General features: G+C 63.5%; 15 protein-coding genes. All 15 read left to right on the plus strand.

The annotated features are described in order from the left end of the window. From nuoF to SPYCW_RS06740, 15 genes are read left to right on the plus strand one after another with little or no spacing between them, the layout of a single operon-like run. On the plus strand, positions 1-1,290 hold the full coding sequence (gene nuoF / locus SPYCW_RS06675; RefSeq protein WP_120216138.1) for an NADH-quinone oxidoreductase subunit NuoF: 1,290 nt from the start codon (positions 1-3) through the stop codon (positions 1,288-1,290). Continuing rightward, positions 1,200-2,018, plus strand: a complete 819-nt coding sequence (locus SPYCW_RS06680; RefSeq protein WP_145985950.1) for a hypothetical protein — start codon at positions 1,200-1,202, stop codon at positions 2,016-2,018. The genes nuoF and SPYCW_RS06680 overlap by 91 nt, the downstream gene beginning before the upstream one ends. Next, positions 2,011-4,023, plus strand: coding sequence for an NADH-quinone oxidoreductase subunit NuoG (gene nuoG / locus SPYCW_RS06685; protein WP_120216140.1), 2,013 nt, complete (start codon positions 2,011-2,013; stop codon positions 4,021-4,023). The genes SPYCW_RS06680 and nuoG overlap by 8 nt, the downstream gene beginning before the upstream one ends. Beyond that, positions 4,020-4,160, plus strand: coding sequence for a hypothetical protein (locus tag SPYCW_RS18945; RefSeq protein ID WP_172595437.1), 141 nt, complete (start codon positions 4,020-4,022; stop codon positions 4,158-4,160). Before nuoG ends, SPYCW_RS18945 begins: the two co-directional genes overlap by 4 nt. Beyond that, entirely contained in the window at positions 4,157-5,200 is a 1,044-nt protein-coding gene (nuoH, locus tag SPYCW_RS06690) for an NADH-quinone oxidoreductase subunit NuoH (RefSeq protein ID WP_120216141.1), read from the plus strand. Before SPYCW_RS18945 ends, nuoH begins: the two co-directional genes overlap by 4 nt. After that, positions 5,197-5,685, plus strand: a complete 489-nt coding sequence (gene nuoI / locus SPYCW_RS06695) for an NADH-quinone oxidoreductase subunit NuoI (protein WP_120216142.1) — start codon at positions 5,197-5,199, stop codon at positions 5,683-5,685. The genes nuoH and nuoI overlap by 4 nt, the downstream gene beginning before the upstream one ends. Positions 5,686-5,697: 12 nt before the next feature. After that, positions 5,698-6,309 (plus strand): NADH-quinone oxidoreductase subunit J, encoded by a 612-nt coding sequence (locus SPYCW_RS06700; RefSeq protein WP_120216143.1) that lies wholly within the window; start codon positions 5,698-5,700, stop codon positions 6,307-6,309. After that, the gene (gene nuoK, locus SPYCW_RS06705) at positions 6,306-6,611 is read left to right on the plus strand and encodes an NADH-quinone oxidoreductase subunit NuoK (protein WP_058456728.1); all 306 of its coding nucleotides are present in this window, start codon (positions 6,306-6,308) and stop codon (positions 6,609-6,611) included. Before SPYCW_RS06700 ends, nuoK begins: the two co-directional genes overlap by 4 nt. A gap of 4 nt (positions 6,612-6,615) precedes the next feature. Further along, positions 6,616-8,679 (plus strand): NADH-quinone oxidoreductase subunit L, encoded by a 2,064-nt coding sequence (gene nuoL, locus SPYCW_RS06710; RefSeq protein ID WP_120216144.1) that lies wholly within the window; start codon positions 6,616-6,618, stop codon positions 8,677-8,679. After that, complete coding sequence (locus SPYCW_RS06715; RefSeq protein WP_120216145.1) at positions 8,676-10,229, plus strand: NADH-quinone oxidoreductase subunit M; 1,554 nt, start codon at positions 8,676-8,678, stop codon at positions 10,227-10,229. The genes nuoL and SPYCW_RS06715 overlap by 4 nt, the downstream gene beginning before the upstream one ends. Then, positions 10,226-11,659 (plus strand): NADH-quinone oxidoreductase subunit NuoN, encoded by a 1,434-nt coding sequence (gene nuoN, locus SPYCW_RS06720; protein ID WP_120216146.1) that lies wholly within the window; start codon positions 10,226-10,228, stop codon positions 11,657-11,659. The genes SPYCW_RS06715 and nuoN overlap by 4 nt, the downstream gene beginning before the upstream one ends. Beyond that, the gene (locus SPYCW_RS06725; protein ID WP_120216147.1) at positions 11,581-12,384 is read left to right on the plus strand and encodes a biotin--[acetyl-CoA-carboxylase] ligase; all 804 of its coding nucleotides are present in this window, start codon (positions 11,581-11,583) and stop codon (positions 12,382-12,384) included. The genes nuoN and SPYCW_RS06725 overlap by 79 nt, the downstream gene beginning before the upstream one ends. Further along, the gene (locus SPYCW_RS06730) at positions 12,385-13,170 is read left to right on the plus strand and encodes a type III pantothenate kinase (RefSeq protein ID WP_120216148.1); all 786 of its coding nucleotides are present in this window, start codon (positions 12,385-12,387) and stop codon (positions 13,168-13,170) included. It abuts the gene before it with no gap. Then, the gene (locus SPYCW_RS06735) at positions 13,167-14,801 is read left to right on the plus strand and encodes a ribonuclease J (protein ID WP_120216149.1); all 1,635 of its coding nucleotides are present in this window, start codon (positions 13,167-13,169) and stop codon (positions 14,799-14,801) included. Before SPYCW_RS06730 ends, SPYCW_RS06735 begins: the two co-directional genes overlap by 4 nt. A 14-nt stretch (positions 14,802-14,815) precedes the next feature. Continuing rightward, positions 14,816-15,076, plus strand: coding sequence for a DUF1467 family protein (locus SPYCW_RS06740; RefSeq protein WP_120216150.1), 261 nt, complete (start codon positions 14,816-14,818; stop codon positions 15,074-15,076). The last annotated feature ends 11 nt before the right edge of the window (positions 15,077-15,087 follow it).

The following is a 15,087-nucleotide window of genomic DNA, read 5'->3' on the forward strand; positions in this document are numbered from 1 at the left end:
ATGCTCGCCGATAAGGACCGCATTTTCACCAATCTCTACGGATTCCAGCCGTGGAACCTCAAATCTGCGCAGATGCGCGGCGATTGGGACAAGACCAAGGATCTGATGAAGCGCGGCCAGGACGCGATCATCGAGGAGATCAAGGCGTCGGGCCTGCGCGGCCGCGGCGGCGCGGGCTTCCCGACGGGGCTCAAATGGTCATTTATGCCGAAGGAACCGCGCGCGGACCGCCCGAGCTTCCTCGTCATCAATGCCGACGAATCCGAACCGGGTTCGTGCAAGGACCGCGAAATCATCCGCCACGATCCGCACAAGCTGATCGAAGGTGCGCTGATCGCCGGCTTCGCGATGCGTGCGCGTGCCGCCTACATCTATATCCGCGGCGAGTTCATCCGCGAGGCCGAGACGCTTTTTGCCGCGGTGCAGGAGGCGTATGACGCCGGGCTGCTCGGCAAGAATGCGGCGAAGTCGGGCTATGATTTCGACGTCTTCGTCCATCGCGGCGCCGGCGCGTATATCTGCGGCGAAGAGACCGCGATGATCGAAAGCCTGGAGGGCAAGAAGGGCCAGCCGCGCCTGAAACCGCCGTTTCCGGCGGGCGCGGGCCTTTATGGTTGCCCGACGACGGTCAACAACGTCGAGAGCATCGCGGTCGTCCCGACGATCCTGCGCCGCGGCGCGTCGTGGTTCTCGTCCTTCGGGCGCGAGAACAACAAGGGCACGAAACTCTTCCAGATCAGCGGCCATGTGAACACGCCGTGCGTCGTCGAGGAAGAGATGGGCATCACTTTCCGCGAACTGATCGACAAGCATTGCGGCGGCATTCGCGGCGGCTGGGACAATCTGCTCGCGGTCATCCCCGGCGGCTCGTCGGTGCCGCTGGTTCCGGCAGCTGAAATCATGGACTGCCCGATGGATTTTGACGGGCTGAAGGCTGTCGGATCGGGCCTCGGCACCGCCGCCGCGATCGTGATGGACAAGTCGACCGACGTCGTTCAGGCGATCAGCCGCATCAGCTATTTCTACAAGCATGAAAGCTGCGGCCAGTGCACCCCGTGCCGCGAAGGCACCGGCTGGATGTGGCGCGTCATGGAGCGGCTGCGCACCGGCGACGCCGACATCGGCGAAATCGATACGCTGTATGACGTGACCAAGCAGGTCGAAGGCCACACCATCTGCGCGCTCGGCGACGCGGCGGCTTGGCCGATCCAGGGCCTGATAAAGCATTTCCGCCCCGAAATCGAACGCCGCATCCGCGACAATGGCGGCGTGTTGGAGGCGGCCGAGTGAAGCTGACGTCGTTCCGATCGGCGGCCCTTGCCTGTGCCGCGATGGTTGCGTTGCAGCCGTCGGCGCCTGCCGTCGCCCAGCAGGGATCGCACCTGCACGCGCCGGATGCGCCCAACGTACCGCTGGTCGCCGATAACGCCGCCAAGCAGCGCGAAATCATCATGAAATCCTTTGCCGATTGCGTCGTCGACAGCGCGCGCGCGCGCCGTCTGGCGCTGGAATTCATTGCGATAGATCCGCAATCAGAAGACGCCGGAAAATTCGGCGACAAGGTCACCGAGCCCGGTTGCCTGCCGAAAGTCGGTCAGACGCAATTTGCGTCGAAGCTGGCGTTCACGCCGTTTCTCTTTCGCTACGAGCTGCTGGGTGCCCTTTATCGCAAGGCCTATCACGATGCGCCCACCCTGGCGCTCAAGGATTTGCCGGTGCGCGATTATGCGAAAGAATTCGCGTCAGGGACGGTCCCGAATACGATATTGTCTTTGCGGCAATTCGGCGATTGCGTTGCGCGGATCGCCCCCGCCGAAAGCCACAATCTGGTGATGTCCGATATCTATACCGCCGAAGAAAATGCAGCGCTGACGGCGGTTCTGCCGAATTTACAGGCCTGCATGCCTCCGGGGCAGAGCGTAAGCTTCGGACGGGGAATCCTCCGTGGCGCGCTCGCCGAGGGGCTATATCGCCTGCGCGAAGCCAGCAATTCATCTGAAAGCTCTGCCGATGCCTAAGGTCACCGTAGATGGCGTAGAACTCGACGTCCCGCAGGGCGCGACCGTTTTGCAGGCTTGCGAGCTGGCGGGGAAGGAAATTCCGCGCTTCTGCTACCATGAGCGTCTGTCGATCGCCGGCAATTGCCGCATGTGCCTCGTCGAAGTGTCGCCAGGTCCGCCGAAGCCGCAGGCCTCGTGCGCGTTGCCGACTGCTGAGGGGCAGGTCATCAAGACCGATAGCCCGATGGTCAAGAAGGCGCGCGAAGGGGTGATGGAGTTCCTGCTCATCAACCACCCGCTCGACTGCCCGATCTGCGACCAGGGCGGCGAATGCGATCTGCAGGACCAGTCGGTCGCCTACGGCCGCGGCGCGACGCGCTATGACGAGAATAAGCGCGCGGTTACTGAGAAATATATGGGTCCGATCGTCAAGACGGTGATGACCCGCTGCATCCAGTGCACGCGCTGCGTCCGCTTTGCGGAGGAAGTCGCGGGCGTGGAAGACATCGGCGCGATCTATCGCGGCGAGAATATGCAGATCACGTCGTATCTGGAACGCGCGGTCGCGAGCGAGCTGTCGGGCAATGTCGTCGACCTGTGTCCGGTCGGCGCGCTGACCTCGAAGCCCTATGCGTTCGAAGCGCGGCCGTGGGAGCTCACCAAGACGCTCGGCATCGACATGATGGACGCGGTCGGCACCAATGTGCGGATCGATGCGCGGGGCCGTCAGGTGCTGCGCGTGCTGCCGCGCGTCAACGACGATGTGAACGAGGAATGGGCGAGCGACAAGACGCGCCACCATGTCGACGGCCTGACGCGCCGCCGCCTCGACCGTCCCTATGTGCGCAAGGACGGCCAGCTGGTCGAAGCGAGCTGGGCCGAAGCCTTTGACGCGATCAAGGCGGTGAAGGCTGGCAAGTCGGTCGCGGCGATCGCGGGCGACCTCGTCGATTGCGAGACGATGTTTGCCGCAAAGGCGCTGGTGAACGCGCTCGGTTCCGACCTGCTCGAAGGCCGTCAGACCGGTCTCGACTATGATGTCACCAGCTTGTCGGCGGTCAATTTCAACACCGGAATCGCCAAGGCCGAGAATGCCGACGTGATCCTGCTCGTTGGCACCAACCTCCGCTGGGAAGCGCCGCTGATCAACACGCGTGTCCGCAAGGCGGTGTGGAAGAAGGGCGCGAAGGTCTTTGCGATCGGGCCCGAGAAGGACCAGACGTACAAGGTCAGCTGGCTGGGCGACGATGCCTCGCTGGTCGGCAAGCTGCCCGCGACGGCGCTCGATGCGCTGAAGGGTGCCGAGCGCCCGCTCATCATCCTTGGCGGCGGCGGCCTCGCGGTGCCCGGCGTGCATGGCGCGGCTCTCGCACTCGCCAAGTCGGTAAACGCGGTCAAAGACGGCTGGAACGGCTTCAGCGTCGTCCATATGGCGGCGAGCCGCATGGGCGGGCTGATGCTCGGCTATGCGCAGCCCGGCGGGATCAAGGATATCGTTGCCGCCAAGCCGAAGCTTGCCTTCTTCCTCGGCGCCGATGAGGTCGATTTCACCGGCTTTGCCAAGACGCTGAAGGTCTATGTCGGCCATCATGGCGACAAGGGTGCGCACGCGGCCGACGTCATCCTGCCTGCGGCGGCGTGGAGCGAAAAGGATTTCACCACGGTCAACACCGAGGGCCGCGTCCAGCGCAGCGACAAGGCGGTGTTCGCGCCGGGCGACGCGCGCGAGGATTGGAGCATTTTCCGCGCGCTCGCCGACGCGCTTGGCGTCAACGTCGGCTTCGACAGCTTCGACCAGTGCCGCGCGGCGATGATCGCGGCGGTTCCGGCGCTCGGGCATGAAGGCCTCGCCGATTATGGCTGGTCGGCTCCCAAGCTGCCCGCCAAGCCCGAGGCGCGCGCGATCCCGTCGCCGATCAAGGATTTCTACCTCACCAACGCCATCTGCCGCGCGTCGCCGACGATGCAGCGCTGCTCGGAAGAGCTGGTGCATGGCGTTGATTTTGCGGAGGCCGCGGAATGACCCCGGTGCATGCCATCGCGTCGATGCTGTTCGTCAGCATGGGCTATGCCGTCTGGCGCGGCTTCAATCCCAAGGGCAAGTCGGAGCGGCCCGGCCCGCATAACGGCTGGCGCAACCAGGACGGGGCCGGCAAATGACCGAGACCTTCATCTCCTGGGGCATGGACCCGAACTGGGCTTGGGGGCTCGCGACGATTTGCGGCATCCTGCTGATCGCGCTGCCGCTGATGCTCGCGGTTGCGATGATCATCTATGCCGACCGCAAGATCTGGGCGGCGATCGCGCTGCGCCGCGGTCCGAACGTCGTCGGTCCTTTTGGCCTGCTCCAGTCGTTCGCCGACGGTTTGAAAGTGTTCCTGCAGGAAACGATCATACCCACGTCCGCCAACCGCGGGCTATTCCTGATCGCGCCGATCATCACCTTCACGGTCGCGCTGCTCGCGTGGGCGGTGATCCCGTTCAATTCGGGCGCGGTGCTCGCCGACATCAACGTCGGATTGCTCTACATCCTCGCGATCTCGTCGCTCGGCGTCTATGGCGTGATCCTGTCGGGCTGGGCGTCGAACTCGAAATATCCGTTCTTCTCGGCGATGCGCGCCTCGGCGCAGATGATCAGCTACGAAGTCTCGATCGGCTTCATCCTGATCGGTGTCGTGCTCTTCGCCGACAGCTTCAACATGAACGAGATTGTGAAAGCGCAACAGGGCCACGGGCTCGGCATCGTCAACGCCTTCGGCTTCAACCTGCTGCTCTTCCCGCTCGCGGTGATGTTCCTGATCTCGGCGCTCGCCGAAACCGCGCGCGCGCCGTTCGACCTGACCGAAGCGGAAAGCGAGCTCGTCGCAGGTTACCAGACCGAATATTCGTCGATGAGCTTCGCGCTCTTCTGGCTCGGCGAATATGCCAACGTCCTCCTGATGTGCACGCTCAACGCCGTGCTGTTCTGGGGCGGCTGGCTGCCCCCGATCGACTGGGCGCCGCTCTATGCCGTCCCCGGCATCATCTGGCTGTTCGCGAAGATCCTGTTCTTCTTCTTCGTCTTCAGTTGGGTCAAGGCGACCGTGCCGCGCTACCGCTATGACCAGCTGATGCGGCTGGGCTGGAAAGTCTTCCTGCCGATTTCGCTTCTGTGGATCTTCCTGATCTCCGGCTATCTGATGCTGACGAGGTATTCATGAGCACCATCGCCCACCTCATCAAAAGCTTCACCTTGTGGGAGTTTGTGAAGGCGCACGCCCTCACGCTCAAATATTTCTTCAAGCCGAAGGCGACGATCAACTATCCGTTCGAGAAGAACCCGCTGTCGCCGCGCTTCCGCGGCGAACATGCGCTGCGCCGTTATCCGAACGGCGAGGAACGCTGCATCGCGTGCAAGCTGTGCGAAGCGGTGTGCCCGGCGCAGGCGATCACGATCGAGGCCGAACCGCGCGACGACGGATCGCGCCGCACGACGCGCTACGACATCGACATGACCAAGTGCATCTATTGCGGCTTCTGTCAGGAAGCGTGTCCGGTCGATGCGATCGTCGAGGGGCCGAACTTCGAATTCGCGACCGAAACGCGCGAGGAACTGCTTTATGACAAGGCCAAGCTGCTCGCCAACGGCGACAAATGGGAACGCGCGATTACGGCGAATCTTGCCGCTGACGCGCCCTATCGATAAGGGCGCGCGCACATGATCCAGCTTATCGCCTTTTACCTGTTCGCGACCATCGTCATCGCCTCTGCGGCGATGGTGATTTTCGCGCGCAACCCCGTCCACAGCGTCATGTGGCTGATCCTCGCTTTCTTCAACGCGGCGGGGCTGATGTTGCTCGCGGGTGCTGAATTCATCGCGATGCTGCTTGTCATCGTTTATGTCGGCGCGGTCGCGGTGCTGTTCCTGTTCGTCGTGATGATGCTCGACATCGATTTCGCCGAATTGCGTGCCGGTTTCGTGCGCTATCTGCCGCTCGGCGCGCTGGTGGCGATCATCCTGGCCGCCGAGCTCGTTTTTGCGGTCGGCGCATGGAGCGCGGGCGGGGTTGACCTCGCGGCGCGCGCTGCGCCGGTCGTAAGCGACAAGAGCAATATCCAGCAGATCGGCGAACTGCTCTACACGAAATATATCTTCCTGTTCGAAGCGGCGGGCATCGTCCTGCTGGTCGCGATGATCGGCGCGATCGTGCTGACGCATCGCCAGCGTGGCGGGGTGCGTACCCAGAATATTTCGGCGCAGAACCGGCGCCGCCCCGAGGACGCAACGCGCCTCGTCGATCCGGGCGTCGGGCAGGGGATGAAATTGTGATTTCGGTCGGCCATTATCTCGCCGTTTCGGCGGTGCTCTTCACGCTCGGCGTGCTCGGCATCTTCATCAACCGCAAGAATATCATCGTCATCCTGATGGCGATCGAGCTCATCCTGCTCGCGGTGAACATCAATCTCGTCGCGTTCAGCGCGGCGCTGAACGATCTTGTCGGGCAGGTTTTCTCGATGTTCGTGCTGACCGTCGCCGCGGGTGAAGCCGCGATCGGTCTTGCCATTCTCGTTATCTATTTCCGCGGCCGCGGCACCATTGCCGTCGACGATGCCAACCGGATGAAGGGGTGAACCGGTGATCCAGGCGATCGTATTCCTGCCGCTCTTGGCGGCGCTTATCGCAGGCCTCGGCCAGCGCGTCATCGGCACCACCGCGTCGAAAATCCTGACGACGGGCGCGCTGTTCACCAGCTGTGCGCTCAGCTGGCCGATCTTCCTGTCGTTCGTGATGGGCAGCGGCGAGGCCGAAGTTGTCACCGTGCTGCACTGGGTCAGCTCGGGCGCGCTCCAGTTCAACTGGGAGCTGCGCGTCGATACGCTGACCGCAGTGATGCTCGTCGTGATCACGACGGTATCGGCGCTCGTCCACCTCTATAGCTGGGGCTATATGGAGGAAGACCCGGACCAGCCGCGCTTCTTCGCCTATCTGTCGCTGTTCACCTTTGCGATGCTGATGCTCGTGACCGCGAACAACCTCGTCCAGATGTTCTTCGGCTGGGAAGGCGTCGGTCTCGCGTCGTATCTGCTCATCGGTTTCTGGTACAAGAAGCCGAGTGCCAATGCCGCGGCGATCAAGGCGTTCGTCGTCAACCGCGTCGGCGACCTTGGCTTTATGCTCGGCATCTTTGGCACCTTCCTCGTCTTCGGTACCGTCTCGATCCCCGAGATCCTTGCCGCGGCGCCGGGCATGGCGGGCTCGACGATCACCTTCATGGGGATGCGCCTCGACACGATGACGATCCTCTGCCTGCTCTTGTTCATCGGCGCGATGGGCAAGTCGGCGCAGCTTGGCCTCCACACCTGGCTGCCCGACGCGATGGAAGGCCCGACCCCGGTGTCGGCGCTGATCCACGCCGCGACGATGGTCACCGCGGGCGTGTTCATGGTGTGCCGCCTGTCGCCGATGTTCGAAACGAGCGAAGTCGCGCTTGGTGTCGTGACCTTTGTCGGCGCTGCGACCTGCCTGTTCGCCGCGACCGTCGGCACGACGCAGTGGGACATCAAGCGCGTCATCGCCTATTCGACCTGTTCGCAGCTTGGCTATATGTTCTTCGCCGCGGGCGTCGGCGCCTATGGCGCGGCGATGTTCCACCTGTTCACCCACGCCTTTTTCAAGGCGCTGCTGTTCCTCGGTGCGGGCTCGGTCATCCATGCGATGCACCACGAACAGGACATGCGCTATTATGGCGGGCTGCGGAAACACATCCCGATTACCTTCTGGGCGATGATGATGGGGACGCTGGCGATCACCGGCGTCGGCATCGCGGGTGTCGCGGGCTTCGCGGGCTTCCACTCGAAGGACGGCATTCTCGAAGCAGCCTTTGCCGCAGGCGGCGGCGGCGTAATCGCCTTCTGGGTCGGCATCTTCGCCGCGCTGCTGACGAGCTTCTATTCGTGGCGCCTCGTCTTCCTGACCTTCTATGGCAAGCCGCGCTGGGAACAGAGCGAGCATATCCAGCACGCGGTGCACGACGACCATGGTCACGGCCATGACGATCATGCGCACGCCGCGCAGGGCGATCATCACCACCATGATGCGCATCATGGCGCTTCGGGCGACGGCACCGCGGGTTACCACCCGCATGAAAGCCCGGTCTCGATGCTGATCCCGCTGGTGCTGCTGTCGATCGGCGCGGTGTTTGCGGGCTATGCGTTCAAATATCAGTTCATCTACCCCGAACAGGGGCTGGCCTTCTGGAACGGCAGCATGCTCGCCTATGATGCCGAGCTGATGCACCATTCGCATCAGGTGGACACTTGGGTGAAGTGGACGCCGTTCACGGTGATGGCGATCGGTCTGTTCCTCGCGTGGAACAGCTATATCCGCAACACCACGCTGCCCGCGCGCTTCGTGGCGCAGTTCAAGCTGCTCCACCAGTTCCTGTACAATAAATGGTATTTCGACGAGCTCTACAACGTCCTCTTCGTGAAGCCCGCCTTCTGGATCGGCCGCTTCTTCTGGAAGAAGGGTGACGAAGGCACCATCGACCGCTTCGGTCCCGATGGCGCCGCCGCGCTCGTCGCTGGGGGGACCCGTCTCGCGGTCCGGCTGCAATCGGGTTATGTTTATGGATATGCGTTTGTGATGCTGCTCGGTCTTGTCGGCCTCGCCAGCTGGGCCATGGTGAATTTCCTGTGAGCGGCTTTCCCATCCTTTCGCTGATGCTGGCGGTTCCGCTGGTCGGCGCCATCGCCTGCCTGTTCGTGGGCGACAAGATGTCGCGCTTCGTTGCACTCGGCGCGACGCTCGCGACCTTCGTCCTCGGCTGCATCCTCTGGGCGAACTTCGACATTGGCGGCGCGCAGTGGCAGTTCACCGAACGCGCCGACCTGTTCGGGCGTTTCCAGTGGGCGCTCGGCATCGACGGCATGGCGCTGATGCTGATCATGCTCAGTGTTTTCCTGATGCCGCTCTGCATCCTCGCCAGTTGGGACGCGATCAAGAGCCGTGTCGGGCTCTACATGGCGATGTTCCTGATCATGGAAGTCGTCATGATCGGCGTCTTCATGGCGCAGGATCTGCTGCTTTTTTACATCTTCTTCGAAGCCGGCCTGATCCCGATGTATTTCATCATCGGCATCTGGGGCGGCGCGAACCGCAAATATGCGGCGTTCAAATTCTTCCTCTACACGCTGCTCGGGTCGGTGCTGATGCTGATCGCGATGATCGTCATGATCGCCGAAGCGGGCACGACCGACATTCCGACGCTGCTGAATTACGACTTCCCGGCGGGGATGCAGACGTGGCTGTGGCTTGCCTTCTTCGCCAGCCTTGCGGTCAAGATGCCGATGTGGCCCGTCCACACCTGGCTTCCCGACGCGCATGTGCAGGCGCCGACCGCGGGTTCGATGATCCTCGCGGGCGTGCTGCTGAAACTCGGCGCCTACGGCTTCCTGCGCTTCATGATGCCGATGTTCCCCGACGCCTCGGCGCAACTGATGTGGCTCGTCTTTGGCCTGTCGATGGTGGCGGTGGTGTACACCAGCCTCGTCGCGCTGGTGCAAAGCGACATGAAGAAGCTGATCGCCTATTCGTCGGTCGCGCATATGGCGATCGTCACTGCGGGCCTGTTCGCGTTCAACCAGCAGGGTATCGAGGGCGCGCTGATCATCATGCTCAGCCACGGTGTCGTCTCGGCCGCGCTCTTCTTCTGCGTCGGCGTAATCTACGACCGGCTCCACACGCGCGAGATCGATCGTTACGGCGGGCTCGCGGTAAACATGCCGGCCTATGCGCTGTTCTTCATGCTGTTCACCATGGCGTCGATCGGCCTGCCGGGGACCAGTGGATTCGTCGGCGAATTCCTGAGCCTGCTCGGCATCTACGAAGCGTCGAGCGTCGTGGCGTTCGTATGCACCACCGGCATCATCCTCGGCGCCGCTTACATGCTTTATCTCTACCGCCGCGTCGTGTTCGGCGAACTTACCAAGGATGATGTGAAGGCGATGCCCGACCTAAACGCACGCGAATGGGCAATCATGGCCCCGCTTGCCGCCGTGGCGCTGTGGATGGGCGTCTATCCCGAGAGCTTCCTCGCGCCGATGCGCGGCGACGTGACGACCGTCGTTGCGCGCCTAGCGCCGGCGAAGCCCGCGGGCGACGCACATCTTGCCGCCGGGAAGCCCAAGCCCGCCGCGGCGCAGGGTGAAACCGCCCACGGCTCCGCGCATGCGGGAGGCGCAAAATGACCGCCGATCTCGCGCTCATCTGGCCCGAACTGATCCTGACGATCGGCGGGCTTATCACGCTGATGCTCGGGACCTTCCTCGGCGATCGCCAGGTTGGCATCTACCAGCTCAGCGCGCTGCTCACGCTCGCCGCCGCTGCGGCCGCCGTCGTCGCATTGTTCGGCGTCGAAACGACCGTCTTTTCGGGCACGCTTTCGGTCGATGGCTTCGGCGGTTTTGCCAAGCTGCTGATCTATGCTGCAAGCTTTGTCTGTATTCTGATCGCGCCGCGCTTTTTCAGCGGTGGCATGCGCGCCGAATATCCGACGCTGATCGTCTTTGCGGCGCTCGGCATGGGCATCATGGCGTCGGCACGCGACTTGATGACGCTCTATGTTGGGCTCGAGCTCAACAGCCTCGCGGCCTATGTGCTAGCGAGCTTCATGCGCACCGACGAGCGGTCGAGCGAGGCGGGTCTCAAATATTTCGTCCTCGGCGCGCTGGCATCGGGCATGCTGCTCTACGGCATTTCGCTGCTCTATGGCTTCACCGGCACCACCGACTTTGCGGGTATCGCAAAGGCGATGGGCGGCGAACTCAACATCGGACTGATCTTTGGGATCGTGTTCGTGCTCGCGGGCCTTGGTTTCAAGATTAGCGCGGTGCCGTTCCACATGTGGACCCCCGACGTCTATGAAGGCGCACCGACCCCGGTGACGACCTTCTTCGCGAGCGCTCCGAAAGTCGCGGCGATCGCGCTGATGACGCGCGTCGTGATCGACGCGATGGGCCCCGCGGTCGGCGCGTGGCAGCAGATCATCATCTTCCTCGCGCTCGCATCGATCATCCTCGGCGCGGTCGGCGCGATCGGGCAGAAGAATATCAAGCGCCTGCTTGCTTACTCGTCGATCAACAATGTCGGCTTCATGCTCATCGGCCTTGCCGCGGGAACGCAGCAGGGGGTCGAGGGTGTGCTGACCTATCTGCTCGTCTATGTCGTGACGACGCTCGGCGCCTTCCTCGTCGTGCTCCAGCTGCGCGACGCCGAGGGTAACCAGATCGAGAGCATCCCCGCGCTCGCCGGGCTGTCGCAGCGCCGCCCCGGCCTCGCCGCGGCGATGGCGGTGTTCATGTTCAGCCTCGCCGGCATCCCGCCGCTGTTCGGTTTCTGGCCGAAATATCTGGTGTTCGAGGCCGCGGTGAACGCGAACCTCGTCCCGCTCGCGGTCGCAGGCATCGTCGCTTCGGTGATCGGCGCCTTCTACTATATCGCGATCATCAAGATGATGTATTTCGACGACAAGTCGGACACCGAGATTCCGGCAGGCGGCGGCGCGATCGTCGAGGATGCGGTGATCACCGCGAGCGCGCTGTGGCTCTCGGTCATCGGTTACCTCTTCATCCCCGTGCTGGCGGTTCTTTCGGCCAGCGCTGCTGCGGTGCTGTTCTGATACCGCCCATCGAGCGGATAGCGCAGACAGGTTCGACCAACGCCGACCTGCTGGCGCGGCTGGCGAGCGGCGAGCATGTCGGCGAGGGGCATTGGCTCGTCGCTGACCGTCAGACCGCCGGGCGCGGTCGCCTCGGGCGGGACTGGAACGACGGGCAGGGCAATTTCATGGGCTCGACCGTCGTCCATCTGACGATCGGCGATCCGTCGGCGGCGACGCTGGCGCTCGTCGCCGGGGTGGCGCTTGCAAAGACCGTCGCCGCACTGGCGCCGGACATCGGTGCGCAGCTCAAATGGCCGAACGACCTGCTCGTCGATGGCGCCAAATGCGCGGGCATATTGATGGAACGCACCGGCAATTCGGTCGTCATCGGGATCGGCGTCAACCTCGTCGCCGCGCCCGATCTGGCCGATCGGGCGACCGCGACGCTGGCGGGGAAGGGCGTGTCGCTCGATCGCGACCATTTTGCCGGGGCGCTGGGCATCGCGATGATCGACGCGCTGTGGACCTGGCGGCAGGAGGGTGTGGCAAGCATCGTTCGGGCGTGGCTGCCGCTCGCGCATCCGCTCGGCACGCCGCTCCATGTGTCCGAACAGCGCATCGACGGGACCTTCGACGGGCTTGCCGAAGATGGCGCGCTGCGCTTGCGCGTGACGGGCGGCGAGACCATGCTGGTGCACGCTGGCGACGTCGAACTGCGTCGCCCGGTCGAGGAAGAAAGATAGATGCTGCTCGCGATCGATGTCGGCAACACCAATGCCAAATTCGCGCTGTTCGATGGCGCCGCGTTGCTCGCGCGTTGGCGCATCGCGACCGACGACCGCCGCACCGCCGACGAGTATATGGTGTGGCTCGATCAGCTGTTGCGCATCGAGGGGCATGATCGCAGCCAGGTCGATGCGGTCATCATTTCGACCGTCGTGCCGCGCGCGCTCCACAATTTACAGCTGCTCGCGGTCAAATATTTCGGCGTCGATGCCTTCGTCGCGGGCCGCGAGCCGGTTACCTGGGGTATCGCATTGAAGGTCGACGAGCCGCGCTCGGTCGGCGCCGACCGCGCGGTCAACGCGATCGCGGCGCAGGCGGTCGAACCGGGCAAGGACAAGCTCGTCATCAGCTTTGGCACCGCAACGACGCTCGACCATATCGGTCCCGACGGCGCCTATCTGGGCGGCATCATCGCGCCCGGGGTCAACCTGTCGCTGGAAGCGCTGGTCGCCGCCGCCGCGAAACTGCCGCGCATCGCGATCGAGGCGCCCGCGACGACGAGCGTCATCGGCCGCACGACCGAAAGCCAGATGCTCATCGGCGTCTATTGGGGCTATGTGTCCATGATGGAAGGCCTGATCGCACGGATGAAGGCCGAGATCGGCAAGCCACTAACGGTCATCGCCACCGGCGGCCTCGCGACATTGTTTCAGGAACAGGGGCATCTGTTCGACCGCATCGAACCCGACCTCACGCTCAACGGGTTGATGCACCTCTATAACCAACGGAACCAGACAATATGACGACTCCCGGAAAGGAGCTGCTTTTCCTCGCGCTCGGCGGATCAGGCGAGATTGGGATGAACGCCAATCTCTACGGCTGCGACGGCAAATGGATCATGCTCGACCTCGGCGTGACCTTTGGCACCCATGATTATCCCGGCATCGACATCATCATGCCCGACCTCGAGTTTATCGAAGACCGCAAGAAGGACCTGCTCGGCATCGTGCTGACGCACGGGCATGAGGATCATATCGGGGCGCTGCCCTATCTTGCCGCCGACCTCGGCGTACCGCTCTACGCCAACCGCTTCACCGCCGGGCTGATCGCGAACAAGCTGGCCGAAGAGGGGCTGGAGAAGGACGTCAATATCAGGACGGTCGACATCGACGCGCATTTCCAGCTTGGTCCCTTCGGTATCCGCCTGATGCCGCTCGCGCATTCGATCCTCGAGATGAGCGCGGCGGTGATCGACACCCCCTATGGCCGCGTGTTCCACACCGGCGACTGGAAACTCGACGATGATCCGGTGCTCGGCACCCCGTCGAGCGCCGCGGCATTGACCGCGATCGGCGACGAGGGGGTCGATTTTCTGATCGGCGATTCGACCAACGCCTTCAATCCCGAAGCTTCGGGCAGCGAGGGCGACCTGTACGACGGGTTGCTCACTGCGGTGGGCAATGCCAAGGGCCGGGTTATCGTTACGACCTTTGCCTCAAACGCGGCGCGCCTCAAAACGCTGGGGCGCGTCGCGAGCGCTACGGGGCGCACCCTGTGCGTCGCCGGGCGCTCACTCGACCGCATATTGGGTGTCGCACGCTCGGTCGGTTATCTGAAAGACTTCCCGCCGACGGTCGATTTCGACGAGGCGATGCGCCTGCCGCGCGAAAAGGTGATGGTGATTGCGACGGGCGGGCAGGGCGAACCGCGCGCCGCGCTCGCGCGCATGGCGTCGGACAGCCACCAGATCAAGCTCGCACCCGGTGACACGGTCGTCTTTTCGTCGAAGCAAATCCCGGGCAACGAGGTCGCGATCGGACGGATCATGAACCAGCTCGCGGCCAAGGACATCCTGACCGTTACCGAAAAGCAGGCACATATCCACGTCAGCGGCCACCCGGGACAGCCCGAACTGGCGGCGCTTTATGGCTGGCTGCGTCCGAAGCTGGTGGTCCCGGTGCATGGCGAGATTCGCCATATGCACGAACAGGCGCGCTTTGCGCTGGAAACGGGTGTCCCCGACGCGCTGATCCAGGAAAATGGCGATCTGGTGCGGCTGGCGCCCGGCCCGGCCAAAATCCTCGAGCGCGTCCGTGCTGGACGCCTTATCCTCGACGGCGACGTTATATTGCCCGCCGATGGCGAGACGATCAACGAGCGCCGCAAGCTGGCGCTGCACGGGCATATCACCGTCGCGGTGATCTTTACCGGCAAGCGCTTCACCGACGTTGCGGTGAGCTATCGCGGCGTCCCGGTCGAGGATGAACGCGAGGCGTTCATCGACGAAATGCGCGAAGCGGCCGAACAGGCGGCACTGGCCCCCGCCAAGGAACAGGAAAAAATGCGCGAAGCGATCCGGCTGAGCGTGCGCCGCGTCGCGACCGACTGGACGAGCAAAAAGCCGGTCGTCGATGTCATGCTCTTGCAGCTCTGAATGGACGTAAAGCGATGAAATGGACCTCGGCGCTCGCTATCTATCTGCTCTTCCTCGCGCTCAGCGCCTTTTTTGTGTTGCCCTTCCACGGCCGCAAGGCGAGCGACGACGAAGCGCCGCTAGTCAAGGGACAGGACCGCGGCGCGCCTGCGGTGTTTCGGCCCGCGCGTATCTTGCTCCAGATGACGATCGTCGCGACGGTCGGCTTCGTCATCTACTACGTCGCTTATGTGAACGGCTGGGTCGATCCCGACGTGGTGAGCGGACGGGCCTGACCCACGGGGGA

The organism is Sphingopyxis sp. EG6 (genome assembly GCF_003609815.1).
Classification (GTDB): Bacteria; Pseudomonadota; Alphaproteobacteria; order Sphingomonadales; family Sphingomonadaceae; genus Sphingopyxis.

Excerpts from the sequence above, each read along its gene's own strand:
- nuoF (WP_120216138.1), top strand. The coding sequence starts at position 1 with ATGCTCGCCGATAAGGACCGCATTTTCACCAATCTCTACGGATTCCAG.
- nuoG (WP_120216140.1), top strand. The coding sequence starts at position 2,011 with ATGCCTAAGGTCACCGTAGATGGCGTAGAACTCGACGTCCCGCAGGGC.
- SPYCW_RS18945 (WP_172595437.1), top strand. The coding sequence starts at position 4,020 with ATGACCCCGGTGCATGCCATCGCGTCGATGCTGTTCGTCAGCATGGGC.
- nuoH (WP_120216141.1), top strand. The coding sequence starts at position 4,157 with ATGACCGAGACCTTCATCTCCTGGGGCATGGACCCGAACTGGGCTTGG.
- nuoI (WP_120216142.1), top strand. The coding sequence starts at position 5,197 with ATGAGCACCATCGCCCACCTCATCAAAAGCTTCACCTTGTGGGAGTTT.
- SPYCW_RS06700 (WP_120216143.1), top strand. The coding sequence starts at position 5,698 with ATGATCCAGCTTATCGCCTTTTACCTGTTCGCGACCATCGTCATCGCC.
- nuoN (WP_120216146.1), top strand. The coding sequence starts at position 10,226 with ATGACCGCCGATCTCGCGCTCATCTGGCCCGAACTGATCCTGACGATC.
- SPYCW_RS06730 (WP_120216148.1), top strand. The coding sequence starts at position 12,385 with ATGCTGCTCGCGATCGATGTCGGCAACACCAATGCCAAATTCGCGCTG.
- SPYCW_RS06735 (WP_120216149.1), top strand. The coding sequence starts at position 13,167 with ATGACGACTCCCGGAAAGGAGCTGCTTTTCCTCGCGCTCGGCGGATCA.
- SPYCW_RS06740 (WP_120216150.1), top strand. The coding sequence starts at position 14,816 with ATGAAATGGACCTCGGCGCTCGCTATCTATCTGCTCTTCCTCGCGCTC.